Here is a 24,148-nt window from a genome sequence, read left to right as displayed (position 1 = left end):
AAGTATATTTTTTAGCCATTTTCTGTTTTATAAGTGAGATTTTATGTAGTCAATAATGTCTTGAATTATTTTGTCAATTTCGCTTTGCTCGGCATTAAAGAAAGTGCCGTCAAAATATCGGGCTCTTGTTCCATCTCCAGTTGGAGAACCGTGATGTGCATCGATTGATTTTCGCCAATATTCAGCATGATTTTTCCATTCCAAAGTATTTACTAAAGCAGGCTCAATAAACCAAAGATTCCATGATAATACATTTCCTGGTTGCAGCATATTGCCTGAAGCCAAGTTAAAAGCTTTCATGATTAGCTCGTTAAATCCGTCAACAATTGGGTCTTTTGTTTTCTTAATATCACCAATTTCTACGGCAATGTATCCAGTTGTATAGGATTCGTTTTCATGCAATGCAAATGGTGGGTTTTTGAATTCAGGAGAGATTCCTTTGTTTACAGGAAAAATAGGCTGGTTGGGATTTCCAGGATCATAAGTGGTTACACGAATGGCATTTTCTTTGTCTAACGGGAATTTTGGAAGGCTATATCGAAGCAAAGGCCAAATTTCTTTTATTTTGTCGCCTTGATGTTCACTTGGTGTAAACCAAATTTTGCCTTCAACAGTCATATCTACGGCAATTTCTTTAGTGTTTTCGTCAAACCAGCCTCTTTGCCCGGTTACGGTTACTTCCACATTTAGGCAAATCTCGTCTTTAAGCCAAATTCCTTGTTGCGGACAAATAACAGAATAAACTCTTCCTTCATCAGTATATCCTACTCGGGAAATGTAGGGAGCAAACTGCTGGTAACACCTTTTGGGATCTGAAAAACCTTTTGCTGTTTCCCAGCTAAATTCGGGCCATTTTACTCCTACTTGGCGCTGAAGAAAGTTAATATTATCCATGTTGCCTAACATTGGCAAAGAGGAAAGGTCGCGGGTTGGGTATCTCATAGGAGAATTTGCAGGAGGGAATCCGCCAACCCATCCGTTTGGGATGCATGAATCTTGATTTTTTTCCATGGTTTCGTGGTTGTTTATAATTGATCTGGTAAAGCTAATGCAATGTATAATCTTACAATAGAGTATAATTACCTGTTTTTAAACACTTGTAAATCAATTAAATAATGATTTTTTTTGATTATTGTTGAGCAAAAAATCTTTACATAAAAAATCCCGATTCATCATAAATCGGGATTATAAGTAATTAATTATTTGTGGTTTTGTTTTGTAATTTGAAATAACAATTTAATAAACAATATTTCCATTATGTATTAACGATTTTACAGGCGACATTCTAGAAACCGCTTCAGCAGAGCAACTGGCTTTTAAAAATACTAAATCAGCTTTGTCTCCCGCTTTAGGCCATTGTTGCGCACCTTTGTCATTTAAAGGAATTGGTCCAGCTGTTGCAAGTTTCAACATTCTCGATAAGTTGAATTCAGTTACTTGTCCATATAATTGCGCCGCCAGATTTGCTTTTTGTAAAACACTTCCGGTTCCAAATGTGTTCCAATGGTCAATAATGCTGTCGTTTCCGGTCATTACATTTACGCCAGCTTTCATTAAAGTTGGAATTGGCATTATCAAACTGCCAAAAGGAATCGTAGAAACAATTCCTACTTGTGCTGCACTTAATTTCTCGGCCATTTCTTCTTGTTTTGTTTTGTCTATTTTTCCAAGGGCAAAACAGTGGCTTAAAAAAGTCTTTCCTTTTAAACTTGGATTTTCATTGACTTTAGCCATTAAATATTCGATTGTTTTTACGCCAGATTCTCCAGATTCATGCAAATGAATATCAATTCCTTTATTGTTATCTAATGCCAATTGAATGGTAAAATCGATTGTTTTTTCAATAGAGCCATCAATAGAAAAAGGATCAAGCCCTCCGATAAAATCGATATCCGTTTTTGCAGCTTCTTCTAAATAGGGAGCAGAATCAGTATAAAAAACACCATGTTGCGGAAAAGCAACTAATTCTGCGCCAAAAGTGTTTTTCTTGTTTTCAAGTGCTTTTTGCAGATTTTTTAAAGATTGCAATTTTGAAGTCGGTTCAATATTGACATGGCTTCTTGCAAATGAAGTTCCGTGTGATTGCAATAAATCAATTATTTTTTCTGCTTTTTCAGTGGAGTTTTTTAGCATTTCTGGCAAAATTTGCTGTTCTAGCGCAATCATTGCTTTTACGCCGCCAGTTCTCTTTTTTACGGCATGCCAGTCATCATAAAATGTTTTATCCAAATGAATATGCATGTCGCGAAAAGCAGGAAGCATCAAAAAGCCTTTTGCATCAATAGCTTGTGCATTTGGTTTATTTGCTGAAATTGATTTGATTTTTCCGTCGCTGATTTCAACGCAGAATAAGTCTGTTTTAGTACGAACAACTTCACCTTCTTCGTATTCGAAACCAGTTTCTAACCTAACATTTTTTAAAGTAAAATTTTTGCCTGAAGCAATATTTATATTTGAATCTGTTTCAGATATTGTAGAAGCTGTTGCAGAATTTATAAAACCTGAGCCAACTGCAAGTCCGGCAACGCCTAAAACGGAGTTTCTTAAAAAATCTTTACGAGTAATATCGGAATTTTTCATACGAAGTAATTTGTATACAAAAGTAAACTTCATATAAATATCAAGAATAGAAAATTTATCTCAAGGCTTGAAAGATTTATAACTGCTCGCGGAAAAGAGTGGGTGTGATTCCGGTTTGAGTTTTAAAGAAATTTGAAAAGTAGGCGTGATCTATAAAACCTAATTCAAAAGCAATTTCTTTAATTGAAAGAGTTGTCGCTTTCAAATGTCGCTTAGATTCCAGAACAATTCGCTGCTGAATTAATTGCGTCGCTGAAATTTTTAAATGTTTCTTGCAGAGAATATTTAGATAATTGGCTGAAATATGAAGTTTTGAGGCATAAAATGAAACCAGTTTTTCATCCTTGAAATAAATATCAATTAATTCTCGAAACTTCGCAATACGAGGTTCGTTTTGATAAATATCATGATCTGTAAAGATTTTTGCAGCTTCTTTGCTAATAACTGCAGCAATGATATTTGTGCGGGAACTGATCAATTCTTGAAGGCAATCGGGCTTTTCTAATTCATTTTTAATGGCATCAAACTCATAATGCAAAAGAGTATAAGATTCCTCACTAAGTTCAATTACAGGATGATTATGGTATTGCGCAAATGAAAATCTGAAACTCGATGAAAAGCTTTCGAAAAATTCCCTTCCGATCATCAATTGGTAGCCCGTTGTTTTTGGTTCAATGTTCCATTTATGGACTTGTCCTGGAAAAAGCAAATGGATTTGATGATTGTTTATTTGATAATCTATAAAATCAATATTGTGAACACCTTTTGCCTGATCAAACAGCACGATAATAAAAAAATCGTGCTGGTGCGGGTTGTCAATATGGCGTTCGCCATGCAGTTCATTAAACAAAACCTGTTCATTATGCGTGCTTTGGTCTTTTTTGAATTCCTGAAGGCCGAGTAGGGGAATATTTTGGTCTTTTTTGGTTGACATTACATTGGGTTAATTTCTTTTAAATAAGCTCATGTAATGATTTTTTAGAAAGAGTCCTAAAGATTACTTCAAAATCTCATTAATTGTATTTACAAAAGCTTCAACAGGCTGAGCGCCAGAAATAGCATATTTTCTATCAAAAACGAAAAAAGGAACAGCTTGTACACCAATTTCCTGAGCTTCTTTGATATCATGCTCAACATCTTTTAAATACAGATGTTCGTTTTGTAAAATTTCTAAAACTTCCTCTTGCTTTAAACCAGCTTTTTCGCCAAGTTCTAATAAAGTAGGACCGTCGTTTAAATCACGTCCTTCTGTAAAGTATGCACGGAAAAATATTTCTTCCATTTCATCACCTAGGTTTTTGGCTTTTGCCAAATGTATAATGCGATGTGCTTCGAGAGAATTTGAAATAATAGCTTTTTCAAAATGATAATCTAAACCAACGCTTTTTGCGCGCTCTGTGACGTTTTTATGCATTTCGATAGATTGTTCAACTGACATACCTTTTCGTTCGGCTAAAAACGTAAAAACGTCTTTTCCGGATTGTGGCGTGATAGTTGGATCAAGCTGAAAGCTTTTCCATTCAATTTCAATTTTTTCATTCGGAAATTGCTCTAAGGCTGATTCCAATTGTCTTTTTCCGATATAACAAAACGGACACATGATGTCCGACCAAATTTCTATTTTCATTTTACAAAAGTACTGAAAAAATATGTTTAAGGTTTCAAGTTTGTATTTTGATGTGTAGTTTTTAACGCAAAGCACGCTAAGATTTTTTGATAAGTTGTTTTGTATAACCGCTAAGTTCGCAAAGTTATATTAACACAAAGCTTTGCGAACTTGGTGCAATGTAAGTGCAATCTATATCAAAAAATCTTAGCGTGCTTTGCGTTAAAAATTGTGCGTACAGGTTAGCAAATAAAAAACCGCAAATCTTAAAAAAAGAATTGCGGTTTCTAGGTATAAAAAATGGTTGGTTAATAGCGATATTTTTTTTTACAATGATATATCTTTTATTTAAAACTAAAAAATATCCTTGTAACAGAAAGAAACTTTAATGTTAACTATTTAACATTACAGGCATTACCAGCATTGTCACTGTTTCTCCTTCTTCTAAACCATCAACTGGGGTAAGGATTCCAGCTCTGTTTGGCAATGACATTTCTAACATAATCATGTCTGATTGCAAATTAGTCAACATTTCTGTTAAGAAACGAGAGTTGAAGCCAATTTGAAGGTCATCTCCTTGATAATCACAAGTCAATCTTTCTTCTGCTTTGTTTGAGTAATCGATGTCTTCAGCAGAAACATTTAATTCAGCTCCAGCGATTTTTAAACGAATTTGGTGTGTTGTTTTGTTTGAGAAAATCGCAACACGACGAACTGAACTTAAAAATAAAGAACGGTCGATCATTAATTTGTTTGGATTCTCTTTTGGAATAACCGCTTCGTAATTTGGGTATTTTCCGTCGATCAAACGACACATCAAGATATAATTGTCAAATGAGAAAGTCGCATTTGAATCGTTGTATTCAATTTTTACTTCAGCATCAGAACTTCCTAAAATACTTTTTAAAATATTCAAAGGTTTCTTAGGCATAATAAAATCAGCTACTTGAGATGCTTTTACATCTGTACGAGCATATTTTACCAATTTATGAGCATCTGTAGCAACAAAAGTCAATCCTTCTGGAGAAAACTGGAAGAATACTCCAGACATTACCGGACGTAAATCGTCATTTCCGGCAGCAAAAATAGTTTTGCTTACTGCAGTTGCCAAAACATCAGCAGGAACAAGCGTTACAGATGGATCTTCAAGACTAACAGATTTAGGGAATTCTTCACCAGCAGCATAAGCTAATGCATATTTTCCTGAGTTAGAGCTAATTTCAACTGTATTGTTGTCTTCAACTGTAAAAGTCAAAGGTTGCTCTGGAAACGTTTTTAAAATTTCAAGCAAAAGTTTTGCTGGCACAGCAACGCTTCCTTTGCTTTTAGAATCGATTGATAATGTAGCCGACATTGTAGTTTCAAGATCTGAAGCCGAAACTGTCAACGCGTCATTGTCTAGTTCAAATAAAAAGTTATCTAAAATAGGCAACGTGTTGTTACTATTGATTACACTACCTAAAACTTGTAATTGTTTTAATAAGTACGAACTCGATACTATAAATTTCATCTGTTATATTTTATTTTTTGATGTATTCATTACTATTTGCCGTTAAGAATACGGATTACAAATATATCTTAAACTATCTAAAGTATTACATTTTTTTATCAACATCTATTTGCTATACTTTCTTTTTCTAAGGAACGTAAATACTAATCCGAAAACCAATAAAATTAGAATTGGAAGTCCGATAGTTATGAATTGCGTTGCTGTATAGTTTTCATAAACTTTTTCCTTATCTAACAAAGGCAGTTCAACGTCTTTGCTTCTAATGTTAATAAGTCCAGTGTCGTCTAGCAAATAATTGATGCAGTTCATCATGAAATCTTTATTGTCGTATAGATTTCCGGTGCGTTGATCGTAGCCTAGCTCTACTGGCATCATGTTTTTGTCTAATTGGTTTCTTGCCAAATCTCCATCGGCAATCACGATCATTTTATTTGGTTTTCCTTGTGCTAGAAACGAACTTTCTTTAAATGGCAATACACGATTTTGAAAAGCCGAATGGAAAGAACCTTCTAACAAAACAGCCATTGCCAAATTTCCTTTGTTCAAATAATCTTTCGGAGAAGTTTTTTCAGTAACGATATTCAAATTGATTTCTGTTGGTGCGCCAATTTTTTTAGAATATGGTGAAGATTGCAGCAAAACCGTTTTTTTGATTCCGTTTTTCAAAGTGTCGATTTGGTTGGCAAAATCAAATTTTATTCCGCCTAAATTTTTCACAATCGGATGTTGGCTTGCCGGAATTACGATTGGAGCAAATTTCCATTTAAATTCTTGATATTGCGTTGCGCTTCCTTGTTCTCCTGTAGCCAGTTTCAACGGACTTCCGATTTCGTCTTTTACCAAATCAGGATTAATTCTGATTCCGTATTTGAAGAACATATCATTTAAATTCAAATCTCTCGGGTAAGCTAAGGTTGCGCCCGCTTGATTGTATAAACTGTCCATATCGGCTGCAACTTGGTCGATTAGCCAAATTGTTTTTCCGCCATTCATCACAAACTGATCTAGAACTTCTTTTTCTTCATCAGAAAAAGCTTCTGTAGGTTTAGAGATAATAGCTAAATCGTATTTTTTTAGCGCATTTAAAGTTCCGTTTGGATCTTTTGCAACCGAATCTAAGGTGAAAGGCCCAATATAATAGCTTTCTTTGATTTGACGCAACATATTAGCAACGTGCACTTCGTTTAATTCGCCATTTCCTTTTATGTAAGCTACTTTCTTTTGTTTTGCTTTGGTGATTTTATTGATTGCATCGGCAATTGAATATTCCAAATGCTGAATGGAGCCTTTCACTTTTTGTTCCGTATTAGCTCCCATGATGTTTTTCAACAATGGGATATTAACTTCTTTATTGTCGTAAACGGCAATTGCCCAAGGGAAAACCATTGCCTGAGATTGCTTTCCTTTATCGTCAACTGTTATGTTTACAGGTGTTAAGCCTTTTTGATAAAGTGATTTTATCATTTCCATGCTTTCGTCTTCGTTTTCCATCGGATTTACGAATTCGAAAACAATATTGCTGTTGTAAGCCTGAAATTCTTCCAGTAATTGTTTGGTTTCCTGCTGTAAACGTCTGAAATCTGCAGGAAGTTCGCCCTGCATATAAATTTTGATTGAAAGCGGGTTTTTAACCTGTTTTACAATATTTAATGAAGTTTCAGATAAAGTATATCGTTTGTCTTTTGTTAAATCAAAACGGTGAAAAAATAAGCTTCCAAGTACATTTAAAACAATTAAAATGAAAATTGTAATGCCTAATGTTTTTAAATTTAATTTATTAGATGCTTTCATTACGCTTTAAAGGATTTTAATTGGTAAACGGTAAAAGACAAGAACAATACAGTGATGCTCAAGAAATAAATGACATCGCGCGTATCGATAACGCCACGGCTTATACTTTTAAAATGCTCCTGCATTCCAAGAGCTGGAATTAAGTTTGATTGTCCTGGAATCAAAGAAGCGATTCCTTCAAATCCAAAATAGAAAAAGAAGCACAGAAATACCGCAATTATAAACGCAACAATTTGATTTTCTGAAAGGGTAGAAGTGAAGATTCCAATTGCAGAATAAGAAGCGATTAAAAATAATAACCCAAAATAAGAGCCAATTGTGCTTCCCATATCGATATTTCCTTCGGGAGCACCTAATCCAGAAATTACTTTTACATAAATGAATGTTGGAATGATTGCTAATATAATCAGTAAAAATGACCCGAAGAATTTTCCATTTGTAATTTCCCAAACCGATAATGGTTTTGTCAAAAGCAATTCTAGCGTTCCTTGTTTTCTTTCATCAGAGAAACTTCTCATGGTAACTGCCGGAATCAAGAAAATTAAAATCCAAGGCGCTAACGTGAAAAAAGGAGTCAAATCTGCATAACCTGACTTTAAGATATTGTAATCTCCTTCAAATACCCATAAAAATAGTCCATTGCTGATTAAGAAAATCGCAATGACCAAATAGCCAATAGGAGAGCCAAAAAAAGATTTTATTTCTCGTAAAATGATTGATTTCATGTATGATGTTTAATCGTTTATTTGTTTAATCGTGTAATTGTTTTTTTGTTTAAAGTTTCAGGTTTTGCGTTAGCTAAAAAACTTGAAACTTTAAATTAAAGAAACCACTTTGTCAACACTCCAAGCTTCTGGTTTTGCATTGAATAATTTCTTTGTAAAACTCCAAACAGAATCAAAAAGCTCAGATTGTCTGTAATTTTCCAAATCTTGTTCGGTTTCCCAATAACTGTATGTGAAAAATATGCATTTGTCGTTTTTGTCCTGATATAATTCTAAAAAACGATTTCCTTCTGCATTTCGTATTTTGTGTTTTATAGATTCAAAATTCTCCAGAAAATCGGAAATTTTTTCTTCGTGAAAACTCATTTTTACTATTCTTACGAACATATTTCTAATTTTAGATTTCTGAATTTAGATTTTAGATTTGTTTAAGTCTAAAAGCATTTCAGGTGCGCAAAAATACCAAAATTGATTGTTCTTTTTATGAAAAAATAAAATAATCTAAAACTTGATTTTTTATCGTAACAATAATCAAATATAGCCCGCGGTTTCAACCGTGGGGACGTGTTGTAATAGGTATTGTGCGTAATATGCATTGTGTTCCCGTGGTTGAAACCACGGGCTATGGTTATGATAATCGAGGAAATGGCAAAAAAGTGGAAATATAATCAGTGTAAATCCGTTCAATCAGTAAAATCTGTGTGCCATTTAATTTAGCTACGAAAACTTAACCGTAATCACATCCCGATAATTCAATCCCAATAAACTATTTGCAGAACCTACTTTTGAAGGATTGCTTCTGAAAATGGCAATTTCAAGGAAACCAGCCTCATTAAAAATGGCTAATTTTTCGCCTTCATAGGTTTTTATCGGATATTTATCAGAAGTTGCAATTGCAGAATAATTTGGCAGAATGGTTTTGATGCTCTTTGGCTTCATCACGATTTCATACGGACGTCCGCGGGAAACTTCTAAAAATTGTTTTTTCGAAATATTGGTTACTACGTTTCCAAAATGATCAATATAAATCACGTATCCTTTTAAAGAATTTCCGTCGGCAGCAACAATCGCCTGAAGTTCTGTGACTTCTTTTACAGATGAAATTTCTTTGCCAATAACATTCAGCAAACCGCCTTTTGCAATATGGCAGGCAACTTGTATAAAAATATCCAAATCGCTGAACTCACTCGGGAAACGATCATGGATATTAATTTCGACAATTTTTTGCGGCACTATTTTCTGCGTAAGCATGCTTAAAATTCCGTTATCGGCACAAATAAAATAATGATCGTTCCATTGCATGGCAATATGCTGATTCTCTTTATTGCGCTCAATATCAACTCCAATCAAGTGAACGGTTCCTTTTGGAAAACTCAAATATGATGCTCCAACAACGTAACTCGCTTCGGCAGTGTTAAATGGATCAATGTCATGCGAAATATCAATAATTTTTGCATCTGGCAGTTCAGAAATGATTTTACCCTTCAGCGAACCCACAAAGTGGTCTTTTAAGCCGTAATCAGTAGTAAGGGTAATTATTGACATCATTTTGTTTATAACTATTGATAGTATTTAAATCTAATTTTCATTAAATTTGAGAAATGCAAATCTAATAATACTAAATGCAAATTGAAAGAAAGAAAGGACAATTTATTATTATAATAGTCTCAGTTTTCAGTTTCAGTTTTCAGTCCGTAAAAAGAATTGAATTTTGAAAGATAAAAAGAAACAGGATTTAGTTTGAAAAGTTTCACAGAGAGATTTTTAAACTGAGACTGCTACTGAAAACTCAAAACTAAAATACCCGACAGCCATAGATTTACAAAACAAATTTATTTTTAATTTAAATTTATCTCATTTGAACGAAAGAATTATAGAGCTTATAGACATCGCTCCAAAAGACTTTTGGGGCGCGCAGGATTCTCATCTTGAAATAATCAAAAAGTACTACCCAAAGCTTAAAATAGTAGCGCGAGGGACAACTTTGAAAGCCTTTGGCGAGAAAGAAGTTTTAGATGAATTCGAAAAGAGATTTCAGAGGCTGATGCTTCATTTTACCAGATACAACAACATTGACGATAATGTGATTGAGCGTGTAATAATGAGCGATGGTCAGGAGGAGAAAAAAGCTTACGATCATGATAAAATACTAGTTCACGGAGTTGGTGGCAAAATTATCAAAGCCATGACGCCAAACCAGCAATTGCTTGTAGATACCATCAAAAAAAATGATATGGTATTTGCAATTGGGCCAGCTGGAACCGGAAAAACGTACACTGGAGTTGCCATGGCTGTAAAAATGCTAAAAGACAAAGAAGTAAAAAGGATCATATTGACGCGTCCGGCAGTAGAAGCAGGGGAAAACCTTGGATTTTTGCCCGGAGATATGAAAGAAAAACTGGATCCTTATATGCAACCTCTTTACGACGCTTTACGCGATATGTTGCCAAATGAAAAACTAGAAGATTACATCTTGAAAGGAATTATTCAGATTGCGCCTCTGGCATTTATGCGCGGGCGAACACTTGATAATGCCTTTGTAATTCTAGATGAAGCACAAAACACTACGCATTCGCAAATGAAGATGTTTTTGACTCGTATGGGAAAAAACGCCAAATTCATGATTACGGGTGATCCTGGTCAGGTCGATTTGCCAAGAAGAACTATTTCTGGTCTTAAAGAAGCGATTTTGGTTCTGAAAGATATTGAAGGAATCGGAATAATTTATCTGGATGATAAAGATATCGTACGCCACAGATTAGTGAAAAAGGTAATCGACGCTTACAAACAAATAGAAAATCACGACTAAAGTTTAATTTTAGTGAAATGTTAAATGTAAATCGTAAAATGTGTTTTAACATTTATTAATATTCGTTTTGTGCTTATTTCTTTTTTTGAAAGGTGCAAAACGAATATTTTTTTTAAATAATTTTTGATGAAGGATATAATTAATGATTTCGAAGTTAGTGATAGAGATAGTTTTGTGAAATTTATTGAATTATTACATGATGATCTTTTGAACAACCCTAATAAGTGGGAAAATAAAACGTTACCTGACTTTTTAGAAAGTTTTGCGCGTTATGCGGAAGAAATTCAAGGTTATTACAACAATACAAATCAGAATGTTGATGCTGATAAACCTGATTGGAAAACTTTTTCTGAAATTTTTAAAGGAGCTAGAATTTACGAATAATTCAAAAAATGAAACAATTAGATGATTTCTACCAAAATCTAGAAGAACCCACAAAAGGGATATTTCTTGCTTTGCGAGATATTATCTTAAAACAAGATAAAGACATTACGCACGTTTTAAAATACGGAATGCGTTTTTTTGTTACAAAGGAAAAATGTTTTGCTATTTGTGGATTCATAAAAAGTACAAAAAACCGTATTTGAGTATAGTCTAAGGGAAATATTTTGACGAGCCATTTTTGCTTCAGGAAGCGCGTTCCAGAATGAAAATAATGTTGTTTGATGCTAATCAAGATTTGCCTTTAGAACAAATTCAATCGGTTTTAGTTAAAGCCTTGAATTTATATAAATCTGGAATTGTAAAGCTTTGATGATTAATCTGGAATCGAATCTTTCAGTTTTTTTGCCCAATCAATGATTTCCTTTTGTTGCTCTTGAGTTAACACAGCATCTTTATGAATAAAAGTGTAGGAACGAAGAGGCATGCCATTTTTTTCAATTTCATCAATTGTTTCGACGAGTTTTTTCTTTTTCTTCTCAGGAGAATAACTGTTGAATTCGTCAAAATTTAATTCTCTTTTGCCCTCAACAATATGTTTGTTCAACCACCATGCAACCGGCTGGATGTTACTATACCAAGGATAATATGTATTATTTGAATGACAATCGTAACAACTTGTCTTTAAAAGCAAACGTACATTTTCTGGAACTGTGTATTGTTTTTCAATTGAATTATGACTCGAATTTTCAGAGATGTTTTTGTCTGGGCGATAAAACTGAATTGCTACTAAAATAACAGCGATCAAAATGACTACTTTTTTCATGTTTCCTTGTTTTTAAAATTTTAATAATACACATGCATTTACAAAGATTTTAAAATGTAATTATGCTTTTGGAATAATTATATTTTCTTTGAAAATAAATTGAAAAAGGAAGAAAAAAGTTTTTGGAAAGCAAGTAATGCTAAAAATGAGTGGATTACTGTAAATTTACGTTTTTAATATCGGTAAAAAAAATATTAATTTAAAAGTTTTCCAGTTTTTATTTGGTGTATTTTAAAATAATAGCAAGAAAAGATAACATTCATTAAATATACTAGCTTACATGTAATTAAGCCGTTATAACTTTGGTCTTCCGGTCTTAAAGCTGTAAATTTGCATTTCATAAAGAGTTAAAATTAATATGACAAAACTTAAGAATATAAAAGTTGTAGTAAGTGATCTTGACGGAACTTTACTCAACCCTCAGCATAGAATTTCAGAATATACAAAATCCATTTTTCAGGAACTTCACAATCAAGGCTATCTTATCGTTGTTGCTACAGGCCGCCATCATCTTGACGCCTTGGGCATTATTGAAAAACTAGAAGTTCCAGTTTACTTGGTAAGTTCAAACGGCGCTCGTATTCACGGACCAAATAAAGAACAACTTTTTGCTTTCAATTTAGATAGCGATGTAGTGAAGAATGCTTTAGATGTTGAAATTGATCCAGAAATTACAGTGGTTTTATTCAAAGAAAATGTTTGGCAAACCAACAAATGGAACGAGAAATTAAAGGCTTTTCAAGAAGAATTAAAATATCATCCAGAACTTGTTGATTACAAAGAGTTGGATGATTTTGCGGCGATTAAAATTTTCTTCTCATGCAATGATCATGAGAAATTAGTAAAACTAAAAGATGCTATTTTAGCAAAATCTTCAGAACATTTGCACCATGCATTCAGTTTGCCGACCTGTTTGGAATTCATGGATAAATCTGTAGATAAAGCAGTTGCTATTGAACAAGTTCTTGAAAAAGAAGGTTACACTTTGTCAGAAGCGATGACTTTTGGTGATGGTTTTAATGATGTTCAAATGCTTGCTTCAGCAGGAAAAGGACTGATTATGGGAAATGCGCCAGCGCTATTGAAAGAAACTTTACCCAATTTAGAAGTCATTGAAACAAATGCCGAAGATGGCGTTGCAAGATATATTGCATCAAAAATTCTAGACAAAGAGTTCGTGGCGAGCTAAATAAGGAGTGTTTTGCATTTGGTTTTTTACTGAATGATAAATTATAGTTATTTTTATAAGAGCTAATTCATTAAGAATCAGCTCTTTTTTTTAACCTTAATTTATTTAATTATGAAAGAATTTTTAGGTCAAGTTGAGAGAAATTGCATTTCAGGAGCTTTAGTTTTATTACCACTTCTTGTATTTTTTGTATTGTTGGGAAAAGTTTGGAAATTTTTTCAGACTTATGGTGAAAAATTTGCCCATTTTCTGCGTTTAGATTTGGTATTGGGCAAATACGCTACAGACATTGCTGGTGGTGTTATCTTAGTACTTTTAATATATTTCAGTGGTTACTTAATGCGCTTGTCATTATTAAGAAGATTCACAAAATGGGTTGATGATAAGCTAATGATCTTTTTGCCTGGCTATGAAAAAAATAAAAAAGAAGCTGAAGAGAAACTAAATAAAAGAAAACCTAAACCAAGCACTGATTTGCCCATTTTATTAAAATATGGTGATTACTGGCAACCTGCACATTTGATTGAAGAAGATCAAAATGGAAATGCAGTTGTTTTTGTCCCTAATGCGCCAACCAAAGATCACGGACACATTTTAATTGTAAAAGCAAGCGATTTTAAAAAACTGCCTGAAACTACACTTGGAAATCTAGATAATTCAATAAAATCTTTTGGAAAAGGGATTTTGACTTTCAAATAGCTTTTTCTTTTAATTGTGCTTATAATCTGCAAATTAAATATTTCTATTTTTTATAATCATCTGAAAATTAACTCGGTAAACTGGATTAGGGAAAAACAATTTTTTTAATAGTTTTCAAAGTGTATTTTTGTTTTCTCAAATACAACTACCATGATAAAAAACAGTTTTATTCTTGCCTTTTTACTGCTTTCCATTACTGGAAATTCTCAGAAATTAAAATTAGAAGAAATAATGAAAGGAGAATCTTTCATTGGAAATCAACCAACAAATGGACGATGGTCGCCAGATGGAAAAAAGGTTTATTTTGAATGGAATCCAAAAGATGAATTAGGTACAAGCACTTATTTCTGGGAAAAGGGAATGGCAAAACCTCAAATTGTTGAGCCAAAAGAAGCCGCTTTTTCTCAAATGAATTTTATATCAAAACCGGGTTCAGATGTGGTTTATTATCTAAACAAAGGTGGTTTGTACTCGTATTCAATCAAATCTAAAACGAGCAAAAAGTTGATTCAGCAATCATCACCAATATCTAATTTACAATTAGGAGCTGAAGCTGGAGTATTGTTTTTTTCTCAAAATGACAATATTTTTAAATACAATACCAAAGAGGGAACGGTTTTACAGATTACTAATTTTAGTAAAGGAACTAAGAAAGAAACAAAACCAGAAAAAGAGACTTTTTTAACTACGCAACAAAAAGAATTGTTCCAGTTTATTAGAGATAAAGAAGCTAGAAAACAATGGAATCTGGCTAAATCAAAAGCAGTTAAATCTGATTTTGCAAAAGAATATTTCTACGGAAAAGACCGATTCACAAGTTTGAAAGTAAATCCAAATGGAAATTTTGCGACTTTTAGATTAGTGGAAGAAGCGGAAACAAAATCTGAAAAAATGGAAGTATTTATTACTTCTGACGGATACAACCAAAATCCTGAAACGAAAGAAAAAGTTTCGGTAAACAATTTTGTGAAAACAAAATTCGGAATTTATTCTGTTGCGAAAGATTCTGTTTATTATGTGAATTTTTCAACTTTAAGCCATATTCAAGATACTCCAAAGTATTTTCAGGATTATGAAAATTTAAAAAATAAGCCAAAAGAAGATAAACTAATTGTGGCTCAAGCTCCCGTTTATAACGAAAACGGATCTTTGGCAATTGTTGAAATCAGAAGCCAGGACAACAAAGACAGATGGCTGGTGAGCTTAAATTTGGATAAAGGAACTTTTGAAGAAATTGAGCATCAGCATGACGAAGCGTGGATTGGCGGACCTGGAATTCCTTCGTATTCATTTGCATCAGGAAATATTGATTTTTTGGCTGATAATGAAACGGTTTATTTTCAATCTGAAGAGACAGGATATTCACATTTATATACCTATAATTTAAAAACGAAAAAGAAAACGCAATTAACAAAAGGAAATTGGGAAGTTCGTGATGTAACGTTGTCTAAAGATAAAAAAGTGTTTTATTTGACTACAAATACAACACATCCGGGAAACAGAAATTTCTATAAATTAGCTTTGACTGATGGCGTTTTACAGCCAATTTTGACTAAAGATGGCGCAAATGAGGTGGTTTTATCTCCAGATGAAAAAACACTCCTAGTTCGTTATTCTTATAAAAATATTCCTTGGGATTTTTATGTTGGAGAGAACAAAAAGAATACAACTTTGCAACAAATTTCGTCTTCAGTTTCCGAAGATTTCAAGAAATACCAATGGAGAACTCCTGAAGTTGTAACGTTTAAAGCGCAAGACGGAACTCCTGTAAATGCAAGAATTTATGTTCCAAGCCAAGAGGTAAAAAATAATGCTGCAATTATTTTTGTTCACGGTGCTGGATATCTTCAAAATGCGCATAATTTTTGGAGTAACTATTATAGAGAATACATGTTCCATAATATGTTGACTGATTTAGGTTATACAGTTTTAGATATTGATTACAGAGGAAGTGATGGTTACGGACGCGATTTCAGAACTGGAATTTATCGTTTTATGGGCGGAAAAGATTTATCAGATCATTTAGACGGTAAAAAATTATTAGTTGAAAAATACGGAATCGATGCTAATAGAGTAGGTATTTATGGTGGTTCTTATGGAGGTTTCATTACTTTAATGGGAATGTTGACAACTCCAGGTGAATTTGCTTCGGGCGCTGCATTGCGTTCAGTTACAGACTGGGCGCATTACAATCACGGATATACTGGAAACATCTTGAATTTCCCTGAAACCGATCCAGATGCTTACAAAAAAAGTTCGCCAATTTATTTTGCTGATAATTTAAAAGGAAATCTGGTAATGCTTCACGGAATGGTTGATGATAATGTTGAATACAAAGATATTGTACGTTTGTCGCAACGTTTCATCGAATTAGAGAAAAAGAACTGGAGCCTAGCTTCTTTCCCTGTTGAATCACACGGATTTAAGGAAACTTATTCTTGGATTGATGAATATAGCAGAATCTTGAATTTATTTAATTCGACGCTTTTAAAGAAATAATTTAGTTGATGGTTTTTGGTTGATAGTTGATAGTGAGAAAACCACCAACCATAAACCAAAAACCATCAACCACAAACAATAAAACATTTGCTTGCTCTTTTAATTAGTTTTAAATTTGCAATAATAAAAAACAACACAACACATAATGAGCAATACAATCACAACAACAAATTTTAATTTTCCGAATCAGAAATCAGTTTACCGCGGAAAAGTTAGAGAAGTTTACAATATTAACGACGAGCTTTTAGTAATGGTAGCAACTGACAGACTTTCGGCTTTTGATGTGGTTTTGCCAAAGGGAATTCCGTACAAAGGACAGATTTTGAATCAGATTGCGACAAAATTTATGGAGTTGACTCAAGATATTGTTCCAAACTGGTTGATTGCTACTCCAGATCCAAACGTTGCTGTTGGTCATTTATGTGAGCCTTTTAAAGTTGAAATGGTTATCCGTGGTTATGTTTCAGGACATGCTGCACGTGAATATGCAGCTGGAAAAAGACAAATTTGCGGTGTTACAATGGCTGAAGGTTTAAAGGAAAACGATAAATTTCCTGAACCAATTATTACGCCAACTACAAAAGCAGATAATGGTTCTCATGATGAAGATATTTCTCGTGAAGACATTTTGTCAAAAGGAATTGTTTCAGAAGAGGATTATTTGATTTTAGAAAAATACACTCGTGCTTTATTTCAAAGAGGAACCGAAATTGCAGCATCTCGTGGCTTGATTTTAGTAGACACAAAATACGAATTCGGGAAAACGAAAGACGGTGTTATTGTTTTGATTGACGAAATTCATACTCCAGATTCATCTCGTTATTTTTATGCTGACGGATATGCTGAAAGACAAGCAAAAGGTGAGGAGCAAAAACAATTATCAAAAGAATTTGTACGCCGTTGGTTGATCGAAAATGGTTTTCAAGGTCAAGAAGGACAACAAATTCCAGATATGTCTGATGAATACATTGAGTCTGTTTCTGAAAGATATATTGAATTGTACGAGAATATTTTAGGAGAAAAATTCGTAAAAGCGAATATTGACAATATTGACAAACGTATTGAAAAAAACGTATTAGATTACTTGACATCTAAATAGTAATTTTCGGGTTTAAACTAATTATTTAAACCATGAAATTTAGAGATACAAAAAATGCCTTTCTGTTCATCTTCATGACAGTTGGGCATTTTCTTTTTGCGCAAATCGATAAGAATGCCACTAAAGAAACTAAAATTTTATATCAAAATTTAAAGTTGATTTCAAAAAAGCATATTCTTTTTGGTCATCAACATGCACTGGAATATGGACATGGCTGGAAAAATGAATTAAATCGCTCTGATGTAAAATCGGTTGTAGGTTCTCATCCAGCAGTTATCGGTGTAGATTTCAGTGATTTTTCTGGTCGCCCGAAAGAAGTCATTGAAAAAGCTAAAGAATCGCTTCGAAAAAATGTAATCGACACTTATGAACGTGGCGGAATCACAACGGTTTCTTGGCATTTTAATAATCCCGTTTCAGGAAATGGATTTTATGGGAAAGATTCTGTGTCTGTACCTGCAATGGCTCTAATTAAAATTGGAGGTTCACATCATGAACAATACAAAGAAATTCTAAAAACAATTGCTGATTTTGCACATTCAGTAAAAGCAAAAGATGGAACATTGGCACCAATGATTTTCAGGCCTTTTCACGAATTTGACGGCGATTGGTTTTGGTGGGGAAAAAAATATACATCTCGCGAAGATTTTACCGCAGTTTGACAATTTGCCGTTTCGTATTTGAGAGATACTTTAGGCGTTCATAATTTTATTTATGCTTTTTCGCCAGATGTCAGGTTTAATTCGGAAGCAGAATATCTGGAACGGTATCCCGGAGATAATTTTGTGGATTTATTTGGAATGGATGATTATGCCGATTTTGGCCGAGAAGGAAAATACAATCTTGAAGCAGGAGTGAAGAGGCTCAAAATAATTTCTGATTTGGCAATCAAAAAACAAAAATTGGCAGCTTTTACAGAAACAGGCTTAGAATCGATACCAAATCAAAAGTGGTGGACAGAAATTTTATTAAAAACTTTGAAATCAGAAAACTTAGAATTGGCTTATGTTTTAGTTTGGAGAAACGACAGTACAAGCCAGACGCATTATTACGCGCCATTTCCGGGACAAGCAAGCGCACCAGATTTTGTCAAATTTTATGATGATCCTTTTACTTTGTTTGAGAAAGATTTGAAAAATATTTATAAAAAGAAAATCAAATAAAATAAGTATTCAGTCGCAGTTTTCAGTCTCAGTTTTCACTGCGACTGTGACTGCGACTGACAACTGCGACTGGACCCAAATACTATTTTTCCATTTTTGTTTTCAAATTCTCTAAACCCTTCTGCAGATCATTGCCAATCATTTCATCCATTTTCATAAAAGGGAGCATGACATTCCAAGGATAAGGCATAGCACCATTGATTCCCCATTTTACTTTTGTCTGATTTCCGGGAGCAGTTTCTGTTGACATAAAACCTTCTGCGGTATCATTCATAGGTTCTTTAAAACGCAGAGCAAAGTCAATTCGTTCTCCTTCGGTTATCTTAGTGATTTCTTGCTCGCCTGATCCAACATTTTCAACTTCGCTTTCCCAAGCCGAAATCGATCCAACTTGTCCATCTGTACCTGTAAAAGTCGATTTCATTTTTGGATCCATATTCGCCCAAACGCTAAATTCATTTTGATTTTTTAATGATCGTACATATTTAAATACTGAATCAACAGGTTTGTTGATTGTTATTTCTCTTTCTACAGCATAATTTTTAGGCATAAAAAAGGCAGCTATAAGTATAATAGCAACAATTATAACAATTACGAGTAAAATTTTTTTGATGATTTTCATAATTTTTTTGGTTTTAAGGTTAGCGATGTTTTTCGTTTTCTAAAAATACGTAAAATCTAGCAATTTAAGGTGTTAGTTGTTGATTTTGAGTGGTATAAAATTGGTTTTTATTATCCATATTTTGTTGACTACTAAAATATTTATAAGATTTTTTACATTTTTTTTGCTTCAAACTGTAACATACTGACTTTTTGTGCGTCTATTAAGAAAGCAAATTATTAACGTTCAGTTTGATTTTAAGCGCTTATATTAATTGAATGTTAAGAATTAGTTAAAACAAGGTACTGTGTAATACATAATACAATAAAATGAATTACCTTTACATCGAAATTAAAAATCATCAATAATCAATCAATTTAACAATCAATCAACATGAAAAAGTCAGTAATTATTTTAGGAGTAGCTTTAGTAGCTTTTGCCAATGTTTCAATGGCAGCAAACCACACATCATTAGTTGGAAATCCAAAAATTGCGGTTTCTAGAAACTTTTCTGCACCATTGCACGTAGCAGTGAGCAAAGGGGATTTAGAAGTAGTGAAAAAATTTATTGCTTATGGAGCCAATGTAAATGAGCAATCAGAGGATATGACACCTTTGATGATCGCAGCACGATACAATAAAGTTGAGATTATCAAAGTTTTATTAGAAAATGGTGCTCGTCCAGAGGATAAAAATGAGCAAGGTTTTACAGCATTAAAATATGCACAATTATCAAATGCAACTGAAGCAATTGCAATTTTAAAAGATTTAAAATAATACAGTTTAAATCGAGTTTGAGAGTTAGTATAGTAAACGGCCTTCCTTGAGCAGAGGGCCGTTTTTTTATTTGTATTTAGTCAATCAATTTCTTGAATTTTTTTGTCCTGAAATTTCGAAAATAAAATCAGAGCAGTAATGGCTCCAATTGTTGCAAACAACATATCAGACTGCGTGTCCCAAACATAGCCTTGTGTTCCTAAAAAAGCGTCGCCACCATCTCCAGTTGCTAAAGAAACAAACCATTCTATAAATTCATAAGTCGCACTTATTGCCAAACAAATGCTGACAATTATAAAATTGAAAAAGCTTTTATTGCTAATAACGGCCTTTCTAATAAAAAGTTCTCGAATGATCATTGCGGGAACAAAACCTTGTGCAAAATGCCCGACTTTATCATAATTATTTCGGCTTTGATGAAAAATTTCTTTGAAATAATCAAACAACGGAACTTCGGCATACGTATAATGCCCGCCAACAAACAAAATAATGCAATGTATTAGAATTAAGGTATAAGTAAAATTGGTAAATCTGAATTTTTTGAAAGTGAATGCTAAAATCAAAAAGCCAATTATTGCTGGAATAATTTCAAGAAAACAGGTAAAACCTTCTTTAGCATTTATAACTGAAGCTAATAAGGAAATCGAAAAAATGGCAATCAACAAGTAGATGTATTTCATATTTCATTGTATAAGATATCCTGCAAGATATTAAACTAAAAGAGAATGAAATAAAAAAAGCACCATTAAAAATTAATGATGCTTTTCCGCTGAATTAAGTTGTTTTAAGTTTTATTCAATTGGAACATTTTTCTTGCGGTTGAAAACCCAGAAAATAATTGGAAAGACCAATAATGTTAAAATTGTTGCTGTAACCAAACCACCTATAATTACAATAGCTAATGGTTTTTGTGACTCAGAGCCAATTCCTGTTGAAATTGCTGCTGGCATCAACCCAATCGAAGCCATAAGTGCTGTCATAACTACCGCTCTAGTTCTTGCTTTAACACCCATAAAAATAGATTCTTCGAGAGTGAATTTTGCCTTTAGATTATGATGAAACTCTGAAATCAGGATGACACCATTTTGAATACAAATTCCTAACAAGGCAATAAAACCAACACCTGCGGAGATTCCGAAGTTCATTCCTGTAAGGTGTAGCGCAATAATTCCTCCAATAACTGCAAAAGGAACATTGGCCAAAACTAATAGCGAATCTTTAATATTTCCAAATAAAATAAATAACAATACAAATATTCCGATTAAGCTGATTGGCACAACTTGAGCCAAACGAGCACTGGCGCGAACCTGATTTTCAAATTCTCCTGTCCAACCCGTTGTGTAACCTGTTGGTAATTTTAATTCATTTACTTTTGATTGCGCTTCGGCAATTGTACTTCCTAAATCTCGGTCGCGAACTGAGAATTTTACTCCAATAAAACGTTTTGTATTGTCTCTGTAAATAAATGCAGGTCCAGTTATTGTTTTAAGATCGCAGATTTCTTTCAGCGGAATTTTAACGCCACTAATTGTTGGTACTTTCAATTCGGCTAGATCCACTTCATCTTTTCTATATTCTTTTAAAAAACGAACTCTTACATCAAATTTCTTTTCATCTTCATATTTCTCAGTAGCTGTTTTTCCGCCAAAAGCCAATTCTAAAACGGCTTGCGCATCGCTTAAAGTAACTCCATAAGCGGCCATTTTTTCTCGATCTAAAATTACGCTGATTTCTGGCTGGCCAACATTTCTAAGAATTCCGACATCTTTAATACCAGGAATATTTTTAATTTTGTTTAAAACTTCATTTGATAATTCGTCTAATTTATCCAAATCATCACCATAAATTTTAACGGCGTTTGAAGCTTTGAAACCCGCAACAGATTCGGCTACGTTATCAATAACAGGTTGCGAATAATTATACGTAATCCCTTGATGAACTTTCAGTTTCTCATCCATTTGATTAATTAAATCATCCATAGAGATTTTTCGTGTCCATTCAGATTTTGGTTTCAAATCTACTTGTAGCTGAATAAATCCAAATCCGTTTGGATCTGTTCCGTCATTGCTTCTTCCTGTTTGTGAAAGCACTTTTTTGACTTCAGGAAAACTTTCTAAATCTTTTCTAATCGTTGCAGCAGTCTGCACACTTTCAGGAAGTGAGGTACTCATTGGCAATTCTGCAGTAACCCATAACGCGCCTTCATTTAATTGTGGAAGAAACTCTGTTCCTAAAAAAGTTGCCGAAAAGAATACAGAGGCAAGAATGGCGACAGAAGCAATCAATGTTTTTGATTTGTGTTTGAATGTCCATGCAAATCCTTTTTCGACAATTCTGTCCCAGAAATTCACAAACGGGTTGTGTTTTTCTTTTACATTTTTATTTAATAAAATATGAGATAAAACCGGTACCAGTGTTAAAGTGAAAAGTAATGCTCCCATTAAAGCAAATCCTAAAGTGTAGGCTAGAGGAGAGAACATTTTTCCTTCAACTTTCTGGAATGAAAATATTGGCAATAAAGCAGTAATGATGATTAATTTAGAAAAGAAAATGGCTTTTCCCATTTCAGTTCCAGTTTTCTTGATCAAGCTTCCTTTTGCAATTTTGTTGAATTTATCCATTCCCAGTTGATGCGCTCGATGATCGAGTACAACAAATAATCCTTCAACCATAACAACGGCACCATCTATAATAATCCCGAAATCGACAGCACCCAAACTCAGTAAGTTGGCGCTCATTCCCATCATTTTTAAACATAAAAATGCAAATAATAAGGACAACGGAATAACGATGGAAACGGTAAAGGTAGTTCGCCAATCGGCCATAAATAAAAATACGACGCAAGTAACCAGAATAATTCCCTCAAATAAATTGTGCATTACCGTTTCGGTCGTGAAATTCATAAGATTGTCACGATCGTAAAAAGTCTCAATTTTAATATCCTTTGGAAGAATATTTTCATTTAAGTCTTTTATTTTGTCTTTTATTAAGGCTAAGGTTTCTTGAGCGTTTTCGCCTTTTCGCATCACGATAATTCCTTCAACAGCATCATCGTTTTTGCCAATTCCGGTTTGACCAACTCTTGGCATGGCGCTTTCATAAACATTCGCTACATTTTTTACCAGAATTGGATTTCCTCCGGCGTCATCAACAATAATATTTTCAATATCAGGAATTGATTTTAAAAGCCCGACACCACGAACCACAAACGCTTGTCCATTTTTTTCAATAATATCACCACCAACATTTAAGTTTCCACCGTTCACGGCATTGTAAACTTGTAAAGGAGTAATATTGTATTTGGCTAGTTTTATTGGATCAACACCAACTTCATACGTTTTGGTTTGACCTCCAAAAACATTCAAATCGGCTACACCCGGAACGGCACGCAATTGTTTGTCGATAATCCAGTTTTGATACGTCAATAATTCTCGGCTGTCACGGCTGTCACTTTTTACAATATATCTGAAAATTTCGCCAGTTGGCCCGTACGGAGGTTGAACATCTGGTTCGACATCATCAGGAAGGGAAACGTTTTTCAATAAATTATTGACTTGCAAACGCGCAAAAGTATCATCTACACCATCGTCAAAAATAATTTTAATAACCGATAAACCAAACATTGTAATACTGCGTACGCTGGTCTTTTTTTGTACCGAGTTCATCGAAATCTCGATTGGAGAAGTCACAAAACGCTCAACTTCCTCGGCACTTTTCCCATTCCATTGTGTAATGATGATAATTTGCGTATTAGTCACATCTGGAAAGGCATCAATTGGCATATTTTTGAACGAAATAAATCCAGCAACAGCCAACAACCCAACCCAAAAAAAGGTGAATGCTTTATTCTTAAGTGAAAAAGCAATTATATTTCTAATGAATTTGTTCATTTT

At 33.6% G+C, this 24,148-nt stretch carries 21 protein-coding genes and 1 pseudogene; 9 read left to right on the top strand and 13 right to left on the bottom strand.

Annotation, left to right across the window (positions count from 1 at the left end; all coding sequences use genetic code 11):
- Window positions 1-27: 27 nt before the first annotated feature.
- The 9 genes from SCB73_RS18165 to SCB73_RS18125 form a co-directional block, all read right to left on the bottom strand.
- Entirely contained in the window at window positions 28-1,011 is a 984-nt protein-coding gene (locus SCB73_RS18165) for a hypothetical protein (protein ID WP_320567597.1), read from the bottom strand.
- 225 nt (window positions 1,012-1,236) lie between these two features.
- Window positions 1,237-2,580, bottom strand: coding sequence for an amidohydrolase (locus tag SCB73_RS18160; protein ID WP_320567596.1), 1,344 nt, complete (start codon window positions 2,578-2,580; stop codon window positions 1,237-1,239).
- A gap of 76 nt (window positions 2,581-2,656) precedes the next feature.
- Window positions 2,657-3,514: a helix-turn-helix domain-containing protein gene (locus tag SCB73_RS18155; RefSeq protein ID WP_320567595.1), complete on the bottom strand. Its 858-nt coding sequence runs from the start codon at window positions 3,512-3,514 to the stop codon at window positions 2,657-2,659.
- A 63-nt stretch (window positions 3,515-3,577) separates the two neighbouring features.
- A complete protein-coding gene (locus SCB73_RS18150) occupies window positions 3,578-4,207 on the bottom strand; it encodes a DsbA family oxidoreductase (RefSeq protein WP_320567594.1) in 630 nt (209 codons plus the stop codon).
- A gap of 370 nt (window positions 4,208-4,577) precedes the next feature.
- Window positions 4,578-5,696 (bottom strand): DNA polymerase III subunit beta, encoded by a 1,119-nt coding sequence (gene dnaN, locus SCB73_RS18145; RefSeq protein WP_026730732.1) that lies wholly within the window; start codon window positions 5,694-5,696, stop codon window positions 4,578-4,580.
- A 105-nt stretch (window positions 5,697-5,801) separates the two neighbouring features.
- On the bottom strand, window positions 5,802-7,487 hold the full coding sequence (gene gldG / locus SCB73_RS18140; RefSeq protein ID WP_320567593.1) for a gliding motility-associated ABC transporter substrate-binding protein GldG: 1,686 nt from the start codon (window positions 7,485-7,487) through the stop codon (window positions 5,802-5,804).
- Window positions 7,487-8,212 carry a gliding motility-associated ABC transporter permease subunit GldF gene (gene gldF, locus SCB73_RS18135; RefSeq protein ID WP_320567592.1) on the bottom strand — a complete coding sequence of 242 codons (726 nt, stop codon included), beginning with the start codon at window positions 8,210-8,212 and terminating at the stop codon, window positions 7,487-7,489. Before gldF ends, gldG begins: the two co-directional genes overlap by 1 nt.
- A gap of 90 nt (window positions 8,213-8,302) precedes the next feature.
- Complete coding sequence (locus tag SCB73_RS18130) at window positions 8,303-8,599, bottom strand: putative quinol monooxygenase (protein ID WP_320567591.1); 297 nt, start codon at window positions 8,597-8,599, stop codon at window positions 8,303-8,305.
- Window positions 8,600-8,929: 330 nt separating this feature from the next.
- Window positions 8,930-9,757 carry an SAM hydrolase/SAM-dependent halogenase family protein gene (locus tag SCB73_RS18125; RefSeq protein ID WP_320570102.1) on the bottom strand — a complete coding sequence of 276 codons (828 nt, stop codon included), beginning with the start codon at window positions 9,755-9,757 and terminating at the stop codon, window positions 8,930-8,932.
- Between the two features lie 313 nt (window positions 9,758-10,070).
- On the opposite strand from SCB73_RS18125, the gene SCB73_RS18120 reads away from it, so the two are divergent.
- The 3 genes from SCB73_RS18120 to SCB73_RS18110 all read left to right on the top strand — a co-directional run bounded on the left by SCB73_RS18120 (window position 10,071) and on the right by SCB73_RS18110 (window position 11,608).
- Window positions 10,071-11,021 carry a PhoH family protein gene (locus SCB73_RS18120; RefSeq protein WP_144339608.1) on the top strand — a complete coding sequence of 317 codons (951 nt, stop codon included), beginning with the start codon at window positions 10,071-10,073 and terminating at the stop codon, window positions 11,019-11,021.
- A 126-nt stretch (window positions 11,022-11,147) separates the two neighbouring features.
- Window positions 11,148-11,405, top strand: coding sequence for a DUF7660 family protein (locus tag SCB73_RS18115; protein WP_320567590.1), 258 nt, complete (start codon window positions 11,148-11,150; stop codon window positions 11,403-11,405).
- Window positions 11,406-11,413: 8 nt separating this feature from the next.
- Window positions 11,414-11,608 carry a hypothetical protein gene (locus tag SCB73_RS18110; RefSeq protein ID WP_320567589.1) on the top strand — a complete coding sequence of 65 codons (195 nt, stop codon included), beginning with the start codon at window positions 11,414-11,416 and terminating at the stop codon, window positions 11,606-11,608.
- 170 nt (window positions 11,609-11,778) lie between these two features.
- Here SCB73_RS18110 and SCB73_RS18105 read toward each other — a convergent pair whose 3' ends face one another.
- Window positions 11,779-12,228, bottom strand: coding sequence for a heme-binding domain-containing protein (locus SCB73_RS18105; RefSeq protein WP_320567588.1), 450 nt, complete (start codon window positions 12,226-12,228; stop codon window positions 11,779-11,781).
- Window positions 12,229-12,586: 358 nt separating this feature from the next.
- Here SCB73_RS18105 and SCB73_RS18100 point away from each other — a divergent pair, with 358 nt between their 5' ends.
- The 5 genes and pseudogenes from SCB73_RS18100 to SCB73_RS18080 all read left to right on the top strand — a co-directional run bounded on the left by SCB73_RS18100 (window position 12,587) and on the right by SCB73_RS18080 (window position 18,877).
- The gene (locus tag SCB73_RS18100; protein WP_320567587.1) at window positions 12,587-13,417 is read left to right on the top strand and encodes a Cof-type HAD-IIB family hydrolase; all 831 of its coding nucleotides are present in this window, start codon (window positions 12,587-12,589) and stop codon (window positions 13,415-13,417) included.
- Between the two features lie 111 nt (window positions 13,418-13,528).
- Window positions 13,529-14,116, top strand: a complete 588-nt coding sequence (locus SCB73_RS18095; protein ID WP_320567586.1) for a hypothetical protein — start codon at window positions 13,529-13,531, stop codon at window positions 14,114-14,116.
- Window positions 14,117-14,266: 150 nt separating this feature from the next.
- On the top strand, window positions 14,267-16,615 hold the full coding sequence (locus SCB73_RS18090; RefSeq protein ID WP_320567585.1) for a S9 family peptidase: 2,349 nt from the start codon (window positions 14,267-14,269) through the stop codon (window positions 16,613-16,615).
- 145 nt (window positions 16,616-16,760) lie between these two features.
- Window positions 16,761-17,714: a phosphoribosylaminoimidazolesuccinocarboxamide synthase gene (locus tag SCB73_RS18085; protein ID WP_320567584.1), complete on the top strand. Its 954-nt coding sequence runs from the start codon at window positions 16,761-16,763 to the stop codon at window positions 17,712-17,714.
- 32 nt (window positions 17,715-17,746) lie between these two features.
- Window positions 17,747-18,877 (top strand): annotated as a pseudogene (locus tag SCB73_RS18080) (glycoside hydrolase family 26 protein).
- A gap of 82 nt (window positions 18,878-18,959) precedes the next feature.
- Here SCB73_RS18080 and SCB73_RS18075 read toward each other — a convergent pair.
- Window positions 18,960-19,499 carry an SRPBCC family protein gene (locus tag SCB73_RS18075; protein ID WP_320567583.1) on the bottom strand — a complete coding sequence of 180 codons (540 nt, stop codon included), beginning with the start codon at window positions 19,497-19,499 and terminating at the stop codon, window positions 18,960-18,962.
- Window positions 19,500-19,871: 372 nt separating this feature from the next.
- Between SCB73_RS18075 and SCB73_RS18070 the strand changes: the two genes are divergently transcribed.
- A complete protein-coding gene (locus tag SCB73_RS18070) occupies window positions 19,872-20,255 on the top strand; it encodes an ankyrin repeat domain-containing protein (protein ID WP_320567582.1) in 384 nt (127 codons plus the stop codon).
- Between the two features lie 80 nt (window positions 20,256-20,335).
- On the opposite strand, the gene SCB73_RS18065 is transcribed toward SCB73_RS18070, so the two are convergent.
- Together SCB73_RS18065 and SCB73_RS18060 are read right to left on the bottom strand one after the other, a co-directional pair.
- Window positions 20,336-20,935 (bottom strand): DUF2238 domain-containing protein, encoded by a 600-nt coding sequence (locus tag SCB73_RS18065; RefSeq protein WP_320567581.1) that lies wholly within the window; start codon window positions 20,933-20,935, stop codon window positions 20,336-20,338.
- 111 nt (window positions 20,936-21,046) lie between these two features.
- Window positions 21,047-24,145, bottom strand: coding sequence for an efflux RND transporter permease subunit (locus tag SCB73_RS18060; protein ID WP_320567580.1), 3,099 nt, complete (start codon window positions 24,143-24,145; stop codon window positions 21,047-21,049).
- Window positions 24,146-24,148: the final 3 nt, after the last annotated feature.

The organism is Flavobacterium sp. KACC 22761 (assembly GCF_034058155.1).
Classification (GTDB): Bacteria; Bacteroidota; Bacteroidia; order Flavobacteriales; family Flavobacteriaceae; genus Flavobacterium.
The sequence above is the reverse complement of the archived record's forward strand: the minus strand, read 5'-3'. Positions and strand labels throughout refer to the sequence as shown.